Annotated in this window: 16 protein-coding genes and 1 pseudogene; 5 read left to right on the top strand and 12 right to left on the bottom strand. The window is 44.0% G+C overall.

What is annotated here, in order from left to right; all coding sequences use genetic code 11:
* Nucleotides 1-156: 156 nt before the first annotated feature.
* Entirely contained in the window at nt 157-648 is a 492-nt protein-coding gene (locus tag QUA56_RS23200) for an ElyC/SanA/YdcF family protein (RefSeq protein ID WP_333362153.1), read from the top strand.
* Between the two features lie 292 nt (nt 649-940).
* Here QUA56_RS23200 and QUA56_RS23195 read toward each other — a convergent pair whose 3' ends face one another.
* Nucleotides 941-1168, bottom strand: coding sequence for a hypothetical protein (locus QUA56_RS23195; protein ID WP_333362150.1), 228 nt, complete (start codon nt 1166-1168; stop codon nt 941-943).
* Nucleotides 1169-1562: 394 nt separating this feature from the next.
* Here QUA56_RS23195 and QUA56_RS23190 point away from each other — a divergent pair, with 394 nt between their 5' ends.
* Nucleotides 1563-2204, top strand: coding sequence for a transaldolase family protein (locus tag QUA56_RS23190; protein WP_333362147.1), 642 nt, complete (start codon nt 1563-1565; stop codon nt 2202-2204).
* A 225-nt stretch (nt 2205-2429) separates the two neighbouring features.
* Here QUA56_RS23190 and QUA56_RS23185 read toward each other — a convergent pair whose 3' ends face one another.
* The 8 genes and pseudogenes from QUA56_RS23185 to QUA56_RS36920 form a co-directional block, all read right to left on the bottom strand.
* Nucleotides 2430-4499, bottom strand: coding sequence for a serine/threonine-protein kinase (locus tag QUA56_RS23185; RefSeq protein WP_333362144.1), 2070 nt, complete (start codon nt 4497-4499; stop codon nt 2430-2432).
* A gap of 766 nt (nt 4500-5265) precedes the next feature.
* Nucleotides 5266-6387, bottom strand: coding sequence for a calcium/proton exchanger (gene cax, locus QUA56_RS23180; protein WP_333362141.1), 1122 nt, complete (start codon nt 6385-6387; stop codon nt 5266-5268).
* Nucleotides 6388-6600: 213 nt separating this feature from the next.
* Nucleotides 6601-6966: a hypothetical protein gene (locus QUA56_RS23175; RefSeq protein ID WP_333362138.1), complete on the bottom strand. Its 366-nt coding sequence runs from the start codon at nt 6964-6966 to the stop codon at nt 6601-6603.
* Nucleotides 6967-7351: 385 nt separating this feature from the next.
* Nucleotides 7352-7684: a hypothetical protein gene (locus QUA56_RS23170; RefSeq protein ID WP_333362135.1), complete on the bottom strand. Its 333-nt coding sequence runs from the start codon at nt 7682-7684 to the stop codon at nt 7352-7354.
* Between the two features lie 258 nt (nt 7685-7942).
* Nucleotides 7943-8382, bottom strand: a pseudogene (locus QUA56_RS23165) (IS1 family transposase); the annotation flags it as partial.
* 446 nt (nt 8383-8828) lie between these two features.
* Nucleotides 8829-8966, bottom strand: coding sequence for a helix-turn-helix domain-containing protein (locus tag QUA56_RS23160; protein WP_333362264.1), 138 nt, complete (start codon nt 8964-8966; stop codon nt 8829-8831).
* Nucleotides 8967-9202: 236 nt separating this feature from the next.
* A complete protein-coding gene (locus tag QUA56_RS23155) occupies nt 9203-9823 on the bottom strand; it encodes a GNAT family N-acetyltransferase (protein ID WP_333362132.1) in 621 nt (206 codons plus the stop codon).
* Nucleotides 9824-10451: 628 nt separating this feature from the next.
* On the bottom strand, nt 10452-10646 hold the full coding sequence (locus tag QUA56_RS36920; protein WP_445242943.1) for a hypothetical protein: 195 nt from the start codon (nt 10644-10646) through the stop codon (nt 10452-10454).
* A 317-nt stretch (nt 10647-10963) separates the two neighbouring features.
* Here QUA56_RS36920 and QUA56_RS23145 point away from each other — a divergent pair, with 317 nt between their 5' ends.
* Both QUA56_RS23145 and QUA56_RS23140 read left to right on the top strand, forming a co-directional pair.
* Nucleotides 10964-11323 carry a VOC family protein gene (locus tag QUA56_RS23145; protein WP_333362129.1) on the top strand — a complete coding sequence of 120 codons (360 nt, stop codon included), beginning with the start codon at nt 10964-10966 and terminating at the stop codon, nt 11321-11323.
* A 3-nt stretch (nt 11324-11326) separates the two neighbouring features.
* The gene (locus QUA56_RS23140; RefSeq protein WP_333362126.1) at nt 11327-12607 is read left to right on the top strand and encodes a recombinase family protein; all 1281 of its coding nucleotides are present in this window, start codon (nt 11327-11329) and stop codon (nt 12605-12607) included.
* 30 nt (nt 12608-12637) lie between these two features.
* On the opposite strand, the gene QUA56_RS23135 is transcribed toward QUA56_RS23140, so the two are convergent.
* The 3 genes from QUA56_RS23135 to QUA56_RS23125 form a co-directional block, all read right to left on the bottom strand.
* Nucleotides 12638-13777: an adenylate/guanylate cyclase domain-containing protein gene (locus QUA56_RS23135; RefSeq protein ID WP_333362261.1), complete on the bottom strand. Its 1140-nt coding sequence runs from the start codon at nt 13775-13777 to the stop codon at nt 12638-12640.
* A 196-nt stretch (nt 13778-13973) separates the two neighbouring features.
* On the bottom strand, nt 13974-17615 hold the full coding sequence (locus QUA56_RS23130) for a GAF domain-containing protein (RefSeq protein ID WP_333362123.1): 3642 nt from the start codon (nt 17613-17615) through the stop codon (nt 13974-13976).
* 93 nt (nt 17616-17708) lie between these two features.
* Nucleotides 17709-19343 (bottom strand): ATP-binding protein, encoded by a 1635-nt coding sequence (locus QUA56_RS23125; protein WP_333362120.1) that lies wholly within the window; start codon nt 19341-19343, stop codon nt 17709-17711.
* A 583-nt stretch (nt 19344-19926) separates the two neighbouring features.
* On the opposite strand from QUA56_RS23125, the gene QUA56_RS23120 reads away from it, so the two are divergent.
* Nucleotides 19927-21249 carry an AAA-like domain-containing protein gene (locus QUA56_RS23120; RefSeq protein ID WP_333362117.1) on the top strand — a complete coding sequence of 441 codons (1323 nt, stop codon included), beginning with the start codon at nt 19927-19929 and terminating at the stop codon, nt 21247-21249.
* Nucleotides 21250-21361: the final 112 nt, after the last annotated feature.

Raw genomic sequence — 21361 nt, 5'->3', positions numbered from 1 at the left:
TTTGTCAATATAATGTAACTTAGGTAACTTGACAATTTTTAGACCCGCGAAGCGGTCTGTTTGTGTAATTATATAGGAAGTTAACTTGAATTTATGTTGCCTAAATCCTTTATATTTCAATGGCGCCTTGCCATCCGGCTATTAATATTAACCTCAGTGTTCACACCCCTAGCCCTCAACTACTACGTCAGGCTAGTTACAAGCAACTACCTGCACACCGATGTAGCTAAGGTTCCCGCCGAACCAATTGCCCTTGTTTTTGGTACCGGAGTTTGGAAAGACGGCACTCCAAGCCCAATGTTAGCCGATCGAGTGCAAGCAGCCCTCGATTTGTACAAAGCAGGGCGAACGGGCAAACTTTTGATGACAGGAGACAATAGCAGCGCCGATTACAACGAAGTCAAAGCAATGCAGGACTACGCCGAAGCACAGGGCGTACCAATTAATAATATCATTCTCGATTATGCCGGATTTAGCACCTATGAAAGTTGCTACCGGGCAAAAGAGATTTTTGGCATAACGCAGGCTGTTTTAGTTACCCAAAACTTTCACTTAGCCCGCGCTGTTGATACCGGCCGCCAGTTAGGAGGCGTAATGGCGATCGGCTTAGGAACGCCGGATTGGGCAAATTTCCCAAAAATAGCATAATTCGGTACAGTTTCCGCGAATTTTTGGCAGTCCTTAAAGCGCTTTGGGAAGTGCGCGTTACCCGTCCAGAACCGACTTTTTTGGGGCCGTTTGAAGGAATTAAAGAAAAATTATGAGTGCTCTGTTGAAGACTTTAGTCCTTGCTTTAAGGACTAAAGTTTTCACTAAAAACGGGTTTTCTTACAACTAACCGGACATCATGTAAGTCCGGGAGTTGTAAGTTTTGAGTTAAACAAAAGTCCCGACACAACTCACAAATCATAACTCGCTCGTTGCGGTAGTGTTCCATAACTTACTCGCGTTTGGAAAGCCCCGCCAGCGACCAAGTTAGACTCACCATCATTAAGCGGGCTAGAGCATTCAAACGGTCTTCGCCGTTATTTTGAACCGCTTGAGACAGAGTTTCAGACTTAACATTTATCGACGACTCTTCAGCGGTTTCTGCTGGTTTTTCCAACAGGGCTTGTTCAGAAGATGTCTCAAGGCTGACTTGTGGCTGCTGATTTTCTTCTTCGGTCATTTTCTGAGTCACCTCCTTGAGTTATTGCATACATAACCCCTACTACAAATGTAAACTATTTGTATCCGGGATTTAGCGAGTCAACTTTTCCCTACCCGACAATCGCAGTTACCAAATGACTTAAAAATTTTGGTTCAGTTGTGAGCTATCTTGAATAGCACTTACGCACTTTCCCTCAGAAACCCGATTTCTTTACGTAAGTCCTGTTGAATTCAAAACTCTACACTCACGCACTAATGTCGGTGATGCAAATCACAGAATTGTTATATTTACTTAACAGTAATATTTCCGAGATTCTGATATTGTTAAAGCTAAACAATTAATTTTGCTCGGATTTATCTAAATCTGAAAGCAAGCGTCTGGAAATTATTAAGAAACTGAAGGTGTAGAGCCGATGGCAATTTATGTAGATACTGCAATTGTAGCGGAAGCCGCACGGGCTAGCAAGTTCGGATGGATAGCGGGAATTACTACTAATCCGACACTTTTGGCAAAAAGCGAGTTATCTCCCGATGTGACGCTCAAACAACTGGCCAAACTGATTCCTGGGGAACTGTATTATCAGCTAACCGCATCTGATTTCGATGGCATGGTAGCAGAAGGAAAGGCAGCTTTTGAAATAATTGGACAGCAAACAGTGTTGAAAGTTCCGGCAACGGCGGCGGGTTTTCAAGCAGTAGCGCATTTGTCACCGGAAATTCCTTGCGCGGTGACGGCGATATACAGCGCATCACAAGCAGTTGTTTCAGCAGAAGCGGGGGCTAAATATGCGATCGCCTACGTGAATCGAGCCACCCGGTTGTTGGGAGACGGTTTTTCCTTAGTGCAAGATATGGCAAATGTCTTGAAGAAAAGCAATACTGAGATTTTGGCAGCTAGCATTAAATCGCCGGAGGAAGCGGTAAAGACTTTATTAGCTGGAGCACATCATTTGACATTGCCTTTGGATGTGTTGCAGGCAATGACACTTCACGAGTTGTCCCAGCAAACTGTGGAGGAATTTGCCAAAAACGGGCGGGGAATTTTGTATAGATAATTTTGGAATAGGGCCTTATAGCATTGGTTATTAGAACTAACAAATAACCAATAAAATCAAATCCGGTAGCATCGGAATTAATATTACCCATAGCTTTCGAGACCGCGAGTGCCTAAGTCCCTAGAATTAATCCGGGTAGGGAAACGGCACTTCCGTGTCGAAAGCTTATCATTCCGGTGCAACCAGAAACGATATAACCAATAACCAATAACCAATAACCAATAACTAAGGCATTCGCCAAATCTTAATAGTGCAATCGGGACTGCCGCTCACAAAAGTCTTGCTATCTCTAGCAATAGCAACAGAAGTCACAAACTGAGTGTGACCAGAAAGAGTGCTTCTTTCTTTTCCCGTCTTCAAATCCCAAACTATAATATCTCCGCCCCCGCCGATCAAACTGCGGCTGTCCGGGCTAAAGGCGATCGTCCTCACCCAGCTCGAATGCCCTTTAAAAGTGCGGGTGCCCTTCCCGTCTTGCACGTTCGACAAACGGATCGTATTGTCGGTGCTAGCACTAGCCACACTTTTGCCGTTCGGGCTAAAAGCCACAGCATTAACTGCGCCCCCGTGACCTGTGATAATTCTTCTGACTTCTCCGGTGCCGAGATTCCACAAACGCACAGTCTTGTCATCGCTGCCGCTAGCCAGAGTTTGACCGTCCCGGCTCAAAGCGATCGCGTTGACTCCTCCGGCGTGGCCGCTCAAAGTCCGCAACCTGCTGCCGGTTTTGACATTCCACAAGCGAACAGTTTTGTCATCGCTACCACTAGCCAGAGTTTGACCGTCGCTGCTAAAAGCGATCGCGTTGACGACGGCTTTGTGAGCGGGAATCGTCCGCATCCGCCGTCCCGTCTTCAAATCCCAGAGAATCACATTATTGTCGCCGCCGCCGCTGGCCAAAATCGAGTTGTCCGGGCTCACCGCCAGCGTCTTGACCGATTTTTTAGAATGCACCGAATTGAGAGTCCGCACCAGGCGTCCCGTCGTCACATTCCAAATTCTAATCGTCCCAAAGCTGGCACTCACCAAAGTTTGACCGTTCGGCGACAGGGCGAGCGCATTTACACTCCCGACATTATCCAAACTTCTTTGCAAAAACTGACTGCTAGGCAAACTAGAAAGCAGCCACACCGGGTTTGCCGGAAACACCCCGTAACGCAGCGAACCGTAAATTTGAGACCCGCCAATACCCAGCATCAAAACAGCAGTGCCCGCGAGCAACTTCTTTTTCCAATCAAAAACACCTTTCCCGCTCTTCTTCAATCCCGAATTCAGAGGTTTGAGGCGGTTCATGGAACTCTGCTTCGTCGCCCCACCCCCCCCGGAAGTTCCGCGAATTTTAGTTTGCCCCGTCGTCGGCAACTGAGTCGGCAACTGAGTTTCTGCACCGTCGAGATTAATTTCCTCCAAGCACTGCAAAACCATCTGCGGACTTTGAGGTCGATTTCCCGGAAAAGGCGCCATCAGGTAATCGATCACATTAGCCACCTGGTCGGAAACTTGAGGAGCTCCTTTGCGCCACATTAATCTTCCCGTGCGCGGGTTCTCTGGAAACGCAGTCGGCGGCTTCCCAGTCAGCAAATAAACAAAAGTGCGCCCCAAAGCAAAAAAATCCGACTGCGGAACAGCCTTGCCATTAGTTTGTTCTGGTGGCGTGTAGCCGGGGGAAACAATACCAGTCACATTTTGCCCCTGGCCCACCTTTGCAAAATAAGTCCCCGATACTTCTCTAGCAGTCCCGAAGTCTATCAGCACTAACTGCCCGTTCGGCTTGCACATAATATTGTGCGGCTTGATATCCCGATGAAAATAGTTGAGTCGGTGAACTTGGTCTAAAATTTCCGACAGTTGTTTGAGCCAGTTCACAGCTTGTTCTTGACTGATCGGGCGGCCGCGATGTTTTAGCCAGTCTTGCAAATTGGCGCCAGCAATTTTCTCCATCACCAGACAGTGAAAAGACTCTGTGGTGTGAGCTGGCGAAAATATAAAATAACCGTCGCGATCGACTTTTGGAATACCTGGATGTCTCAGCCTGACTAATACGTCGGCTTCTTGCTTAAAAAGTTCTACAGCTTTGGGATGCTCTTTGAGCAGGACTTTGAGCACTTTTCGGGCGCCGTTGTCGTCCACTTCAAATGTTCTACCAAAGCCACCGCCTCCGAGAGGCGCGACTAGCCGATATCGACCTTGCAGCAAAAGTTCAGACCCGCAGTGGATACACGCGGATTTGCCAGAGTTGGCTGGATCGGAGGGATTCGGGCATTTGGGATTGAGGCAATAACTCACAGAAGCCACATAACCCTGATTGAGGTTGCTCTATCAAGTTTTACTTTGACACTCTCAGCACTCTTGGTGACTGAGATTCTTGGTTCAGCGAAGTCACTTGCCTTGACAGGATTACTCCAGCCAAAGTAGAGGTGTCTTCTCCTCAAGCGTGAATTCCGGTATGCCCTACCGTACTTGATTAGTCCTCTTGATCTAGTTCGGTTTTGGTTCAAATGCGAGTTTTCCTAGACGACAACACCGTTAGGTGTGACTACTTACTCAACTATCCAGTTAAGTTTTTACATTGTCTAGTTATACTCAATTTTCAACTTATGACGATCGTAGCACACCTAGTACAAGACTCATCAGCACTCTTGATTGAAATCTTGCAGTTTCCCTGAAGTCAAGCGGACTAAAGTCTCCCTGGTTTTCCCCATCCCGTCTGTTTCTATAACCTGGGGCTCTCCAATGTAACGCGATCGGGTTAAGGATCGAGGTTCTGTTGTTTGTCCCAGCCGATCGAGGTCAAAAAGCCTTCATGACAGCAGATCGTTCACAAAAAAATCAGAACTAATAACTTAGAGCTGCCAGATTTCAATTGTACGATCGCAACGACAACTCTCGAAGCAACAGAGGAAGAGCGGGAGTGTGGGGGATGGGGAGTCTGGGAGTCTGGGAGTGTGGCAAAGTTGAGAAAATCTGCCTTCTGCCTTCTTCCCTCAACATCCATCCCTTAAATCGGTTAAATCTCGTAAACTGTTTCGTTGCCGAACTTCCTTCAGCAGAAGAAAGCCTGTTAAACAATTCCCTCAATTACCGGATGGAAGTAGAAAGCCAGCCCCAAAACCGTATAAGCTGCCAACAGCAAAGTACCTTCTAGCCAGTTAGAGTTGCCGTCAGAACTGATAGAATTGGCGATCAGCACCGACACCGTAACCGCTACAAGTTCAAACGGGTTGAAGTTCAAGTCCATCGGTTTGCCCAAGACAAAACCTGCCAAAACCAACACCGGGGCAACAAACAAAGCAATTTGCAAACTCGAACCCATTGCCACAGAAACCGACAAATCCATTTTATTTTTCATCGCCACCGTCACCGCCGTCGTGTGTTCAGCCGCATTGCCAATAATCGGCACTAAAATTACCCCGGTAAACAGTGATGTCAGCCCCAAACGCGCCGTCGCTTCTTCCAGACTACCCACCAGCAGTTCCGACTCGACAGCTACCATCAGGGTACAGGCCAACAGCACCCCAACCCACAGCGGCAGATTGACTTTGTGGTCTGGACTGTCTGGTGCTAAGTTACTTTCGGCTAATTCTTCAAGCATTCCTATTTCTGCCACCCCTGCATCGTACAGATAACTGTGGGTTTTCATCGAAAACAGCAGCGTCAGCACGTAGACGATAATCAGGACTACAGCAACAGCGCTAGAGAGGTTCTGCATAGTTTCGGGAGGGATGCCAATAGAGGTGGCATTAACTGCCGTCGGCACCAAAATGGCAATCACGGCTAAGTTCATCGCTGAAGCGTTCAACCGGGCGACTGTCGGCTGAAATTCTTGTTCTTTGTAGCGCAAGCCGCCCAGCAGCATCGCAAATCCCATCACCAGCAGCAGGTTGCTCATAATTGAACCGGTGATGCTGGCCTTGACAACATCTATGAGCCCGGCGTTGAGGGCGACGATGCCGATAATCAGTTCCGTGGCATTTCCGAAGGTAGCGTTCAGCAAACCCCCCAAGTTGGCACCGAGGACGACGGCGATTTCTTCGGTGGCTGTCCCCATCCAGGCGGCTAGGGGGACGATGGCTAAAGCCGAGGTGATGAAGATTGTGGAGGATTCCCAGCCGAGAAAGTGTCCGGCGATGGAAACTGGGATAAATAACAGCAGGCTGGAAATTATTGTATTTGTGTTTAGCATTTAGATTCTCAAAAGCTGCCAAATGACAATGATAGCCTGCGGGCAAATAAAAAAAAGGGGAGGGGAAAGGTTAGCTGCTGAACAACAAGCCATAGCAGAAGTCCGGAAGGACACGGATTTTAACACAGGTAGACGAATCAATACTCCGGACAGTTTTTAAGCAGCCAGAGTATCATAAGACAAGACTGAAGGGAGGTGAGGGTGATTTAAAGTCTAATCCGGGTCTAAATCTAACTTGTCAATAAAGGTAGAAAGTAGGTGTTTATTGAATTCCAGGCGTTTATAATAACAGATCGAAAACACAAACGACTTGGCAGAGGAATGACAACTAGAGAGTTCATGTTTGGCTAAATTTAAGGCAATAAGAGTGGCATTAAAATGAAAATCAAGCCGTGGCAAATGACGAGCTTGACAATCAGATAAGCCAGTAAATTGATTGGCATCACGAAAAATAAATTCAATCTGGAAACGAGCCCGATCGTATTCAACAATTTGCTCAGGCAGTAGGTGAATATCAGTGCTAAATAATAAAGCATTTTTGATTTTGCCATTGGCTTGAACCTCAGAGATACAAGCCACACTAATTTGGCAATTTAAACAACAACTCGCCTTCCACCAGTGTATAAAGTGAAACTCCCGGTTTTATGTATTTGACTCTCGTTAAGACGACTCAGATCGTTGCAGTCAACTTTACCATCATATGGACGAGGTGCTCCCAGTTTCTTTTGTTGACCTGTATAAAGATAGCGTAGATTAGCATCAACTCGCTCGCCAATAAAGTCTAAATTTAACTCCCGCACAGCCTCCCAGAATTGAAAGCGATAATAATAGCCATCAGCCACCAAATAACGTACAGAAGTGGGTCAGGAATAACGAGTATTCTTCAAATGTTGTGCACAGTTATTAACTCTTGTGATGTCAGGCTTTGAGCTTTGAGAGTCCGGTTTTTGCGAGATTTCTCAGACTAGCAATTCTTCGGATTTTGTGGCAGTTTTTTCACCGGCTTTATTGGAGGACGTGACGGAGTTTGTTGTACGCTTAAGCTATAAGATAAACGAGTCTCAATTTCGACAATATAAATCACAGAAATTTCCAACCCCTGTGACGATTTACCAGCTACACCATTATAAAAATAAGCTTTGCAGTCAGTTTTTTGGCCGCTTTTTCTTAAAAAAGAACAATCAATAACAGCAATGACTGTGTGTTCAGGATTTAAGGCTTTTTCTAGGAAATATTGATTGAATAGTGGAAATTTAAAGCTTTTGAGAAAGTGACGGCGGTAGGTTTTTTTGCTCAAATAACTGTAACGACTGAGATTCGTGAAGTTGACCTTGCCTTCTTACTAGCAAAATAGTGGAAAATAAAATGACTAAAAACTTCTTTTGGGGTTGACTAATCCCCGGCATTTGTTGTAAGATGGATTCAATAATATTCATAAGGCAATCTGAAGAGCTTGTGTGTTTTTATAGCTTAACCGAACGAAAAGAGTGCCTTTTTTTCTGTTTGTTTTGGGTTCAGATTTGGTAGTCCTGCATAGCAAGGAAAATCCAGGGTTTTAATTGATAGATCGACTGGCGTTATACTCATGAATAAAATACCAAATAGCCCCAATATGATTGGAGAGTTTTTTGGAAAATGAAAGAGTTTTTCTTGCCCTACTAGATATGCTTTGTCTCATCGTATTATTAAATCTTTCTATGGAGTTTGTCAGACCAGTCTCCTTTGCTACTGCCTTGTGTCTTTTTTGAGGAAAAACTGTGACCTAGGAAAGGACAAAAGTCTGTATAACTTACGGCACATTGACTCTGGAACAGGTGGCACAAGAATCCCATAATCCTCGATCGCCAGCTCGATCTCTTTTGCCAATATACACTCCTACAATTTATGAAAGTTGATACATCAATTGCCAGCTTTTTCCACTGCTTGTTATGCTTATTGCCTACAAATGAATGACCGCAGTTCATCACATTGAATTGTGAGCTTCCCTTTCTTTTTTGACAATCAAGCATCCAGAATACAAGCCCCCGGATTCATCCGTCCAGAAATAAAAAACCTGTATCCGATAAATGAACCCCCGAATTTATTCGTGGGGTGAATGCTTCAATTCTTTAATCTCAAATCTCAAATCTCAAATCTCAAATCGATTGACAATCAAGCATCCAGGATACAAGCCCCCGGATTCATCCGTCCAGAAATAAAAAACCTGTATCCGATAAAGGAACCCCCGAATTTATTCGTGGGGTGAATGCTTCAATTCTTTAATCTCAAATCTCAAATCTCAAATCTCAAATCGATTGACTCATTGTCTTCCACAATCTCGACGACATTTAAAATTTTGCTAATCGCTAGCGAGTGCGACCATTTTTCAATCTGGTATTCAGAGTTACACTTGGGACAGTTCATAAGCTAAAATTCAAGGTGGGATCTTATAAAGAATAAAATTATAACACATTTTCATTGCTATGCAGGACTACCCCAAACTTTTCCCATTTATGTAAAAATACTCTCACTGTTTGTGAAGCCCAGTTAAAGTGAGCAGCTATTTTCTCAACATACCAGCCATGTGCATTTAACCTGATTACAAGAGCTCGATATTTGACTTTTTGTGGTAATGAGCGCTGTTCTCAAATTTGATTGAGTTTTGTCTTGCTTTTGAGTCAGAAATACTCTTAATCGATCGCCCATATATTAGTTACCCCACTAGAGCTAGGGTTTTATTTATGTATGTTAACATAGTTTTGTTTTTTCTCGCCGACCTACTTAGTGCTATCGTTACTTTGTCCGGTAATAGCCGGGTAAGTGTCGCGTAAATGTATCAGAGCGAAATCTGCTTGCGTAAAAACAACCGGCGCGGCTGGCCGAACAGCCAACAAGTCCAATTCCAATCGACCTGTTGCAAGCGATAGCCGGACTGATAGTACAACTGTCGCGCGGCGTGATTATTTTCCAGAACGTGGAGGTAAATCTCAGAAAATCCCCATTCTCTGGCTGTGTGCTCGCAGTTGCTGAGCAATTGTTGAGCAACTCCCTGCCGTCGGTACTCCGGGTGAACGGCTAAATTAGACAAATAAGGATAGTCAGAACTCGGGATTTGCCAAGGGAAGCGATAACGCAGAGCCATTTCTACTGTTCCTGCCATGCACTGAGTTCGGTGCGATCGGTAATTCTGCGTTCCCTCCTCGCGCGAGACTAGCTCAGCAACCAGACAAATGTAATGTTCTGCCTTAGAACGCAGTCGATTTTTTAAATCTTCGTAAATGCCCAAACGCAACACCGGATACACCCATTCTACAAACCCCTGGCGCGAGTGAAAGCTCATGGCCAAAATATCCGCTAGCTGCGCCAAGTCGTTCGACGCAGCCAGCCGGATCGAAATGCCAGAAAGTCCGGGAGTTTGTTGTTCGTGAGACGGTGAGGAAAAAAAGGAAGGGTTCACAATACCAGACCACTATATTATTATTTTTTTTACGCGGGTTTCTAAGTTGCCCATCTTAGAAACTTCACTGATGTTATACTGATGTTACAACGAAACTTATAATAAATTAGCCTAAAAATCCTGTGTCTTTAGACCAGGGATGAAAGGCGACTGTAGACTTGAGTCTACCATCCAGTATTGTCTTTGTGTTACTGGCGATCGACAAATCTGGTAAAATCTCAAAAACCGAAGCGATTTTGCTCTATGTATGCTGTTGAGCAAGACATCTGGCATTTAACACGAGTTAATCAGACGATCGTAGAACAACTACTGAAGCGGTCAAACAACCTCTTCAACGTTGGCACTTACGAAAGTAGGCAACAATACTTCAAAGACAAGAGCGTTGTCAAATATACGGATTTGTACAAGTTGGTCAAGTCCAATGAAAACTAGGGTCTACTCTATTCCCAAGTTGCTCAACAATCCCTTAAATCGGTAGCTGAAGCATTTAGTTCATTCCGAGCCTTGGAAAAGTTAGTAAAAACAGGTGGGTTCAATCAGAAACCGAGATTACCTAAGTATAGAACAAAAGTCGGATCGTATCAAGTAAGTAAGTCGGTGGAAAAATTGATCGGTATGTAACAAAAGATTAAGGACTGTGATTGGAGTTAAATTTAACACGTTGTGCAGTATGGTTTCCTGTTTCTGCTCTAACTTCTATCCCATGAATTACAGCATAAGCAAGCTCTAATTCATCATCGAACATTTTTCCGGCTAATTCATTTTTTTTGAGATGTTGCCACTCCAATTCAATCGGATTCATTTCTGAACAATATTTAGGCAAAAAGAAGATGTATAAGCCCTGGCTTTCCCATTTCGACCATAATTGTTGGACTTTGCCGACATCGATGTATCGGACCGTTATCCTGTACTATAGCAATCCTAAATGATTTGCTTGCATTATACGCGAGCTTTCTGGCTCGCACTGCAAGGATTCTGGTCTCGTTCGAGAGAGGCGACTGATGCGAGGATTGCTATATGTTAAGAGCGAGTGACAATGTTATCATATCAAAAACTAAACAAACATCAACAAATCTGCGTTCATCAGCGCTCATCTGCCTGCATCAGCGGTTAAACTAAAAAAATAAATACCAAACAAAAATGCAAATAACCCAACCCCTCCACAGCGCCATACTCATCTCCAACATCGAAAAATCCCAACACTTTTACAGCACCGTATTAGGGCTGTCAAAAATAGACAGAAAATTAAAATTTCCCGGTATTTGGTATCAAGTCGGCAACTTCCAAATTCACCTAATTTTAGCTGCAACAATTATACCAGATGCCGTAGACTGTGAAAAATTGGGACGCAACAGACATCTAGCATTTTCCGTTGCCAACTTAGAAGCAGCCAAACAACAATTAATTGCCCATAATTGCCCGATACAAATGAGCGCGTCAGGTCGATCGGCTTTATTTACTCAAGATCCCGACGGCAACATAATCGAACTCAGCGAGTAAGAGATGAAAATCATCGCCTACAGCTACAGCGAACCCCTACTCGAAGCTGCACCAGCACCGGAAATTTGGGGCCAAGAAGTCGATCGCACCTATCAAGACTTAGGAGGGCGACAACAACTCCAACAACTCCTCAAAGACTGCCAAACAGAACCAGTCAAATACTTATTAATTCAGCGCCTCGAAGAACTCGGCGACACAGTGCAGCAAATATGTTCGCACCTAGAACAACTCGAAACCCTCGGCATCCAACTAATTGTAACAGACGAAAAAGCAACAGAAAGCAGAGCAAACTTGCTCAAACTCCTAGCAGAAATCCAGCGCAGCCAACACAGCCGCAGCATCCGCAAAGCACAGGCACGCAACCGCATCAAAGCCCTTCCCCCACCCGGAAAAGCCCCCTACGGCTACCGTCGCGGCAAAGACCGCTACACCGTCGATAAATCCGCTTCTCCCGCCGTCAAAGACTTTTTTGAACACTTTCTCCTCTACGGTTCCTTGCGAGGTTCCGTGCGCTATTTAGCAAAGAAATACAACAAAAAAATCTCGGTCAGTACCGGCCGGCGCTGGCTGACAAATCCCGCTTACCGAGGCGATTTGGAATATCAAAACGGTCAAGTAATTTCTAATACCCACGTCCCGATTATTTCCAGAGAAGAAGCGGCCCAAATAGACAGGTTGCTGCGCCGCAACCGCCGCCTTCCTCCCCGCACCGCCAGCGCCCCCCGTTCCCTTGCAGGTTTAGCAATTTGTTCGGAATGCCGATCGCCCATGACAGTAGCAAAAGTTACATCCTACCGCAAAGACAAAGAATACCTTTATTTGCGACCGATTAACTGTCCAAAACAGCCTAAATGCAGCGGTCTTTCTTACGAAGAAATATTGCAATTAACCATCGAAAGAATCTGTGAGGATTTACCGCAGGCTGTCGCTGGGCTGCAAATGCCCGACATGAATCGAATTAAAGCAGGAATTGGCGGGGCGATCGGCTCCAAACAAGAAATCCTAGAGCAACTGCCAGCCCTGATTGAAAGCGGCATTTTAGACACAGAAACTGCCGAATTGAGAGCATACAAAATCCGCACGGAAATTGCCGAAATGCAAACCAAACTCGCACAACTGCCCCCAGTAAATTTGCGAGAAACAGCCCAAATAGTTTCCCTTCCCCAATTTTGGCTCGATTTGTCAGAATCGGAACGCAGGTTTTACTTTCGAGAATTCATCAGCCAAATAGAGATTGTACGCGAAAGTTCAAAAGTGAAACTGCAAATTATTTTCATTTTTTAACGATCGCGATCGATAACTTACCAATTAGCTTTAACTAACCTTTTTTGCCTTTAGCCAATAGGCGATCGTCTCTCCTTTACCTTTAAGCGCGATCGCGCCTCTTTCTTCAAATACATACCGATCTTTTAACAGCTCGTAAATAGCAGTAGTAACTTGAATATACCCCGGTAATCCTTGAGATTCCATCCGATAAGCAACATTAACAGTATCTCCCCACAAGTCATATGTAAATTTTTTCATGCCAATTACGCCAGCAACTACTGGCCCTGTATTCATCCCAATCCGAATTTGGAAGGGTTCGCCCGTGTCAGTTTGAAAATGGGCGATCGCTTCCTGCATATCCAACGCCATATCTGCGATCGCTTCTGCATGATCTGCCCTCGGCACCGGCAACCCTCCCACTACCAGATAAGCATCTCCAATTGTTTTAATTTTCTCCAAACCGTGTTTTTCAGTTAGTTGGTCAAACCTTGAAAAAATCTGGTTCAGTACCTTTACCAATTCTAGAGGTAAAATTCTAGCAGCAATAGACGTAAAATCGACAATATCGGCAAATAGAACTGTTGCTGACTCAAACCTCTGGGCTGGAGAACCCTCGCCCTTTTTCAAATTTTCAACAATCGCTGCTGGTAAGATATTCAGCAATAAATGATCCGACTTTTTTTTAGCAAGCCGTAAAGCTAGCTCAGCCCCCTGCCGCTCTTTAATTTCGTTTTGCAAACGTCCGACAAGTTCTTCTAATTGCTTCGTTTGCTCTTGAAGTAGCTTTTGTTGACTTTGAATTGTTAACTGATTTGCCACTCGTGCCAATACTTCTTTAGCTTGAAAAGGTTTAGTAATATAGTCAACTGCTCCCACATCAAAGGCTTTCACCTTATCTGCAGCGTCATCTAAAGCGCTTAAGAAAATCACTGGAATGGAGCTGGTTTTTGGTGAAGCTTTCAACTGTGCACACACCTCATATCCATTCATCTGAGGCATCATCACGTCCAGCAGAATTAGAGTCGGCGGAAACTCCAGCACTGTAGCGATCGCCCTTTGTCCGTTCAGCGCTTTACGAACCTCATACCCTTGTTCTGTCAAGATTGTAGATAAAAGCCGCACATTATCGGGCTTATCATCAACTACTAAAATGTTGGCTTGAATTGTCGGAATTTGATTGCTGTCCATGCGATCGCTCACGGTATTTTTTTGGGATACAATTTATTAACACTTAATAATTACCTGTAAAAAAGAATGAAACAGTATAACTTCCGATTATCTCTCCTAAAAGGATAGGGCATGGAGAGGTCGTCGGGGGTTAATCTTAGGTATTTTTTCAAATAGGAGAGCCTCCTAAGTCGAGATTAGTTGGGAACTGGTATCCTCACCGCGCCGTAACTGCCGACCTCGCTAGCTCTATAATATCGTCAAACAGGAAATCCTGCACTAAAACAGTTAAAGTTTGTGCGCTTAAAGCAAATTCTCTAGGCATTTGCTCAATCAAGTTGATAATTTTATTGTCGCAACATTCATGAGCAGCATGATAAATCTTTTCCACCCACTCTACAGGCATTTTAGCGATTTGTGATTCTACAGATTCACTGCTGGTCACTCCCATAATTCCGCTTTCATTTTCTAGTTGTGCATCAACAGATTCCTCGTAAATGTAGCGCATTCCTAAAAGTTCTTCCATTTTTGCAAATAATATCTTTGCCTCAAATGGTTTACGCATGAAATCATCGCAGCCTGCTCCTAAAATAGTTTGGCGTTCCTCTTCAAAAGCGCTAGCAGTGAGAGCAACAATTACTGTTTGTTTTCCGAGAGGATCAGCTTTAATTTTTCTGGTGGCTTCATAGCCATTCATGACAGGCATCTGCATATCCATCCAGATCAGGTGCGGTTGCCAATCCTCCCATACAGCAATAGCTTCTTTACCATCTCTAGCTTCTCGCACGAGAATGCCTAGCGGTGACAATAATCTGTCTATGACTAGGCAGTTATCGGCGCGATCGTCAACTACCAAAATCCGGTATTCTGATTGATTCGGTGCTAAACCAATTACTTTTTTCTGCGGTTTAAGCATTTTAATCTCGCTGGGCTCGGCAAGCTTGATTTCAATATCAAATGCAAACTTACTTCCCACACCAGGCGTACTGCTGACAGCAATATCCCCTCCCATCATTTGTACAAATTTGCGGCTAATTGGTAAACCTAATCCAGTACCCTGTTGAGATTCTTGACCTGTTTTTGTTTGCTCGAACGGTTCAAATACCTTATTCATCTCTTCTGCGGCAATGCCAGGGCCGGTATCTTCAATTTCAAACTGAAGGCGTAAAAATACCCGGTGAAGGTCATTCGCGTCTACACCATCAAAATCCGCCTGCGAGGACTGTTCTGAACCCACCCAGGCGGGTTTTGTTTGTATAGCTGCGGTTTCAACCGCCAAGCTTTCTTGTGTGTCCGAAAACTCTGCGCTTTCAGCCACAAAACTTTCTTCTACCTTCTTTTTCACTTGCAACGTAACGCTACCCGTCTCTGTAAACTTGATCGCATTTCCTACAAGATTAATCAAAATTTGGCGCAATTTACCTTCATCTCCATTCAGAAATGGCGGTACGCCGTCAACAACTTCAAAATTGAGCTGCAACCCTTTAGATTTAGCTTTTAATCGAAACATTTCTTTTAATGTTTCTAGCAGGCGCATTAAATTAAAACTGCTTTCATTAAGCTGAGTTCTGCCCGCTTCAATTTTGGACATTTCCAAAATGTCATTAATTAGCGAAAGCAAGTGTTCGCCGGCGCGATTAATAATTTCTAGGTGCTGCTGGTGTTGATTGTTTAAAGATGAATCGCGCACCATCACCTGACTAAATCCCAGAATGGCATTCAGGGGAGTCCGCAGTTCGTGGCTCATAGAAGAAAGAAATTCGCTCTTGGCGCGGTTAGCTTTATCAGCAGCGACGACAGCTTTTTGTAATGCTGTCTCTGCTAATTTGCGTTCGGAAATTTCAGTTTTTGCTTGTTCAAAAAGGGTGGATTGCTGGATGGCAATTGCTAGCTGCACGGAAATTTGCTTGAGAGATTCTATCTCAGAAGAGTTCCAATGTCTTTGACTGCGGCAGTGATGAGCAATGAGTAGCCCCCATAATTTTTTACCTTGCAAAATGGGAATCACGAGGTTAGCTTTAATTTCAAACTCGCTCAGTAAATTAATATGGCACTCTGAAATACCTGCCGTGTAAATATCGTCGATCGCGCGAAGGTGTCCCTGCTCGTAAACAGAGACGTAGTGTTCCTGAAAGCAAGGATCGTTAATATCAATTCCCAAAATCGACATCCTATTGGCTGCTACCGACTCGACGGCTATAAATCCACTGTAATCTGGATTAAAACGGTAAATAAGTGTCCTGTCAGTTGACAAAAACTGGCGGACTTCTTCAACAGCCATTGTCATCACTTCTTCTAGGTTAAGAGAAGAACGAATCCGCTCTTGAATGGAATTCACGAGCCGCTCCCTTTTTACTTGTTGATGCAAAGCCGCTTCCGCCTGTTTGCGTGCAGTAATATCTACTCCATAACCAACGCACTCCACAGGTATGCCAGCAGCATCTTTGACCAACTTAACCTCATCGTATATCCAGCGATAACTACCGTCTTTGTGCAGTTCGCGGTATTCATAGGAAATCGTTCCTTTTTCCAATATCTGAGCGAATGAACTATTAACAACCTCTCGATCTTCTGGGTGAACGATGCTATGCCAATCAAGAGAACCATCAACAAATTCTCGCGCTTCGTGGCCGATCATTGAAAAAACGTTCTCGCTGACAAATGTTACGTCATAATTTCCTCCTAATTGGCAGCTAAAAATCACCGCCGGAGTAGTCGCCAGCAAATATTGCAAGCGTTCGGTGACAGAGCGCAAATTTAACTCGGCTTGCTTGCGATCGCGAGCTTCCATTGCTAAAGCTGTCATCTGTGCCAAATAGCTAGCGAAGCTTTGTTCGTCGAGCGTCCACTTCCTCGGCGTGCCCTGATGTTCCAAACAAATTACACCCGCAATTCGTCCTTGATGGGTAATAGGAACATCTAGCATTGACGAGATGTTTAAAGGAATCAAATAAGATTCTCTAAATTCTTGGGTGCGCGGATCGGTTTTGGCATCAACCGCTGCGATCGTCTGTTCAGTCTTCAAAGCTTGGAAATAGCTAGGATAGTCAGCAACTTTTAGTTCTGCACCCTCACTGTGTTGATTGGGCGTCTGTTCGTAAATATCCGCACAGCCCAATGCTGATTTATCTTCCCGATAAAACCAAACGCTTCCCCGCTCAACATTCAGAGTACGGGTTGCCATTTGTGTAATCTCTCTCAACGCCTCGCCGATATTTCCCTCGTAGATACTAGAATTTTGTGCTAATTCTAGCAAGGCAATTTGTTGTTCTGTCAACCTAAGCTCTCGTTCGCGCAAAGCCGATTCAGCGGCTATTCTTACTCTAATTTCTGCTTCTAAATAATCGTTGGTTTCTCTCAACTGTGCGGTGCGCTCTTGGACTTTAGTTTCTAAGTCATCATAAGCGTGTCGCAGCGCTAATTCTGCATCTTCACGGACAGCAATCTCGCTCTGCAACTTGCGATTTATTACCTCTAATTCTTGGGGGGTTTTTAAAGATAAAAACTGTGGTAATAGTGTTACCATCTGTCCGGCCGTGAAGCAGGAAACCAGTGCAGTAATTCCTTTCTCAATCCCCGACAGCCAATAAGCGGAATGCCACAGCGTCCAAATGTCTAACAAGTGACCCGTGCCGCAGAGAATAATAAATGCACCAAATAAAGCAAATATTCCTAAAAAAGGGATATCGCGGCGCTTGAGGATAAAATAAATCAGCATCGCCGGAATTGAATAGTAGGCGATCGCGATTAAAAAGTCGCCGGTGACGTGCAGCCACACCAAAGGCGTTTGCCACAGATAGCAGTGACCGTGCGGCATATACTGAGTTGGAGAAAAGATATTCTTGACTATTTGCCACATAATATTTGCTTGTATATCCTATCAAATGAAACACTCTTCTTGTTCTTGTAGAGTGGGCTGAATAGCCCCCCCTATCTCTATTATGAAGTAGGTCTAAGAACCTCCTCTATCTTTGGGTTGGTGGGGTGCTTCGGTACACCCCACAAGTTGATTGAGAAAAACGGGATGCTCCCCCAAATTTACAGGTTTACCAAAACTTTTTTGAGAGCAAGTTGCTTGTTGTTGAGGTTGTGATTTCAGAGGAATTTCAATAATAAACTCAGTACCCCTCTCAACCTCGGAAACACAACCCAAATAACCTTCATGGCTTTTAATAATCTGATAAGAAATCGCCAAACCCAGACCCGTACCGTAACCGATAGGTTTCGTCGTATAAAACGGATCGTAAATTTTAGCGATCGCGTCAGAATTTATGCCAGTGCCATTATCAGCAATGCGAATCTGCACCCACTTACCATCAACTAAGAGCGTGCGGATGCGAATTTTTAGCAGTTGGCAATGGGTGGTGTGTAAGTGTTCATCGAAATTATTTTCCCAATAGCCTTTGGTCGAATGTCCCTGCTCCGCCATCTGTTCTAAAGCATCAATAGCATTAGAAATAATGTTCATAAATACTTGGTTAAGCTTGCCAGCATAGCATTCCAATAGTGGCAAATCTCCATACTCTTTAATCACTTGGATAGGCTGGCGGTTTGGTTGTTCTTTCAAGCGGTGCTGCAAAATCATTAAAGTGCTGTCTATACCTTCATGGATGTTGACCTCTTTCATATCGGCTTCGTCTAAGCGGGAGAAGGTGCGTAAAGATTTAACAATCTCCCTAATTCGCTCTGCTCCTATTTTGATCGAAGCAAAAATTTTTTGCAAATCTTCTAAAATAAAATCGAGCTCTATGCTGTGAATCTTCTCTGCAATTTCCGGCGCCGGAGCGGGATAATAAACTTGATAAACCTTAATCAATTCCAAAAGCTCTTTAATGTATTCCTCAGCCGGAATCAGATTGCCATAAATGAAGTTAACAGGGTTGTTGATTTCGTGAGCAACGCCAGCTACCATTTGCCCCAAAGAGGACATTTTTTCTGTTTGCACGAGTTGAGTTTGAGCGCCTTTGAGTTGTTGTAGAGTGTTCTCTAGCTGCTGAGTTTGTTCGAGCAGTTTAGCTTCAGAGTGCCGCAGTGAATTTTCAGCCAAAGATCGATCGCGATTTTCCTGTTGCAAAAGTTCATTAGCAACTTCTAAAGCGATCGTCCTCTCCACCACCCGTTTTTCCAATTCCAGCATTAATTCGGAGAGTGCTTCCTGAGCTTGCTTGCGATCGACAATTTCATTTTGTAAAGACAAATTTGCCACCGCCAATTGATCGGGACTGGGGATAGCCAAGATTTTTGGGATCAGTTCCACCAGCACTGCTGCTGTAGATAGCGAAATCAGGGCCGTAATCCCTTTAAGAAAACCAGAGAACCAATAATTAGGATGCCACAGCGTCCATATTTCCATAATATGGGTAATCCCGCAGCAGACAATAAAAGAGCCAAACAACATAAAAACCCAGTCAAAAGGCACATCTTGCCGCTTCTTAACTATATAAATCAGCGTAATGGGTATCAAAAAATAAGCGACGGCAATCAAAGCGTCGGACAAAACGTGCAGCCCCACTAATCCAGGCTTCCACAAATAGCAATGACCGTGAGGAATAAAATAACTAGAAAACATTTCATGAACCATTTGCATCAAATCAACTCGGTTATCTGCTACTATTTTTTAGAGGGTATGACAGGAAAATTCAAAAACCTGCGGGTACAAAAAGAAGAATTAGGCTTTTGGACTTAACAATTGTCACAATTGTGATGAAGAGATACAGCGATATGAAAGGCTCTCTTGGATTTGTAGCGTAAAGTTTGTGGCTAAACAGTATTTAGAAACACAAATTTTTCTAAGTGAAATCCCTGAAACCCTTGCCATGAATAATTTAAGCCATATCGATCGCCGGATAGTCACGAAAAGTATATGAAACTACATCTGATTAAATTTACATCAATTAACTAAACTTTATCAAGGTCAACTGTCACATTTATAATTGTGGCTTCACTACTCACTGTGACACCTGCATGACATTTTTGCCGACGAGCGTAGGAAGTACGCCGTAGGGAGTAGAATAAAGAAGGGTTCGGTGACATTTAACGGATTTTACCTGTTACCCCCAGAGAAATCTTACTGCCGCCTCCCGTCGCAATTCAATAGGCGATCGCTCAGGGCTTTACAGTCAATAAAAAGTGATAACATCAACGATAGACTTACGAAATAATTGCAAATTATGACAATAGATGAGGTAATACAGCTAACTCGTACCCGATTTAAAAAAGATTTATATCCCGTACAAGAAATCATACTCCGCCAAGTTTGGGAAGGAAAGACTTATACAAGTATAGCATCAGCCTCTCATTACGGAGAGCATTACCTGAGAAACATCGCCTCGTCCTTGTGGCAATCTCTCTCTGAAATCTTGCAGATACCTATTAGTAAATCAAATTTTAGATCCTCTTTAGAATCGCGTTTCCTGACAGCAGAGGAACGAAAATTAATAGAAGAATTTACCCGCAGCCAATGCCTAACAACACCTTTAGATTATCCAGGCTCTCCAGTACCCCTCGGTTCGCCATTTTATATCCATCACCCGCTAATTGAAGAACTCGCGTACCGACAGATTGACAAACCTGGAAGTGTTCTGCGGATTAAAGCTCCCAGGAAGATGGGAAAAAGTTCCCTGCTGCTACGGATTTTAGAGCGCGCTAATTCTCTTGGCTACCAAACCGTAAGTTTGGATTTTCAGCAAGCCGACGAAGCTGTTTTAAACAACTTGGATAAATTTTTACGCTGGTTTTGTGCCAACATCAGCCGTCACCTAAAATTGCCACCTCTATTAAATGATTATTGGGATGAAGATATGGGTAGCAAAGTAAGCTGCACCATCTATTTGCAACAATATGTATTAGCAGAAATAAGTAGCCCTCTTGTCTTAGCTTTAAATGAAGTCAATAGAATTTTAGAGTATCCAAAAATTGCCAGAGAATTTTTGCCACTGCTGCGAAGCTGGCATGAAGAAGCAAAGCGGATAGAAACTTTGGGAAAACTGCGGTTAATCGTTCTTCACTCCACAGAAATTTATATTCCTTTAAAGCTGACTGAATCGCCTTTTAATGTCGGTTTGCCGCTGCAATTACCCTATTTTACAAAAGAGCAGATACTTGCTTTAGCGCAGCGTCACGGACTGGATTGGAGAGATAGCCCCGATGCCGATCGACTGATGGCAATGGTGGGGGGACATCCTTATCTGGTGCGGCTAGCTCTTTACCACCTCTGTCAAAACAGTGTAACGCTAGATCGGCTACTACAAGAAGCTTCCACAATATCTGGAATTTATAAAGATTACTTGCAGAATTTTTGGGTGGCTTTCCAAGAGTATCCCCAACTCGCAGTTGCATTTAAACAAGTGGTAAAATCAGATGGCGGCGTGGAATTAGATCCGATAGTAGCTTCTAAATTAATGAGTATGGGGCTGATTCATATCGATAACAACCGCTGTACATTGAGCTGCGAATTGTACCGCCTGTATTTTTATTCGCAGAACTTTTTTTAGTTATTGCCCCACCTGAAAAATCTGTTCTGCCTTTAAGTAAAAGTAGGGTGCGTCGCCACGAACAATTCTTGCTGCCCAGAAAGCGATCGAGCGACGCACCTTACCATACGAT

Origin of the sequence: Microcoleus sp. N3A4, assembly GCF_036701805.1 — a bacterium.
In the GTDB taxonomy this organism is placed as follows: domain Bacteria; phylum Cyanobacteriota; class Cyanobacteriia; order Cyanobacteriales; family Microcoleaceae; genus Microcoleus.
This window is presented reverse-complemented; position numbering and strand designations above follow the sequence as displayed.

Bases quoted from the DNA above. Each gene is read 5' to 3' on its own strand.
- QUA56_RS23130 (WP_333362123.1), bottom strand. From the start codon at position 17,615: ATGTGGCAAATAGTCAAGAATATCTTTTCTCCAACTCAGTATATGCCG.
- QUA56_RS23140 (WP_333362126.1), top strand. From the start codon at position 11,327: ATGAAAATCATCGCCTACAGCTACAGCGAACCCCTACTCGAAGCTGCA.
- QUA56_RS23145 (WP_333362129.1), top strand. From the start codon at position 10,964: ATGCAAATAACCCAACCCCTCCACAGCGCCATACTCATCTCCAACATC.
- QUA56_RS23190 (WP_333362147.1), top strand. From the start codon at position 1,563: ATGGCAATTTATGTAGATACTGCAATTGTAGCGGAAGCCGCACGGGCT.
- QUA56_RS23120 (WP_333362117.1), top strand. From the start codon at position 19,927: ATGACAATAGATGAGGTAATACAGCTAACTCGTACCCGATTTAAAAAA.
- cax (WP_333362141.1), bottom strand. From the start codon at position 6,387: ATGCTAAACACAAATACAATAATTTCCAGCCTGCTGTTATTTATCCCA.
- QUA56_RS23195 (WP_333362150.1), bottom strand. From the start codon at position 1,168: ATGACCGAAGAAGAAAATCAGCAGCCACAAGTCAGCCTTGAGACATCT.
- QUA56_RS23135 (WP_333362261.1), bottom strand. From the start codon at position 13,777: ATGGACAGCAATCAAATTCCGACAATTCAAGCCAACATTTTAGTAGTT.
- QUA56_RS23125 (WP_333362120.1), bottom strand. From the start codon at position 19,343: ATGCAAATGGTTCATGAAATGTTTTCTAGTTATTTTATTCCTCACGGT.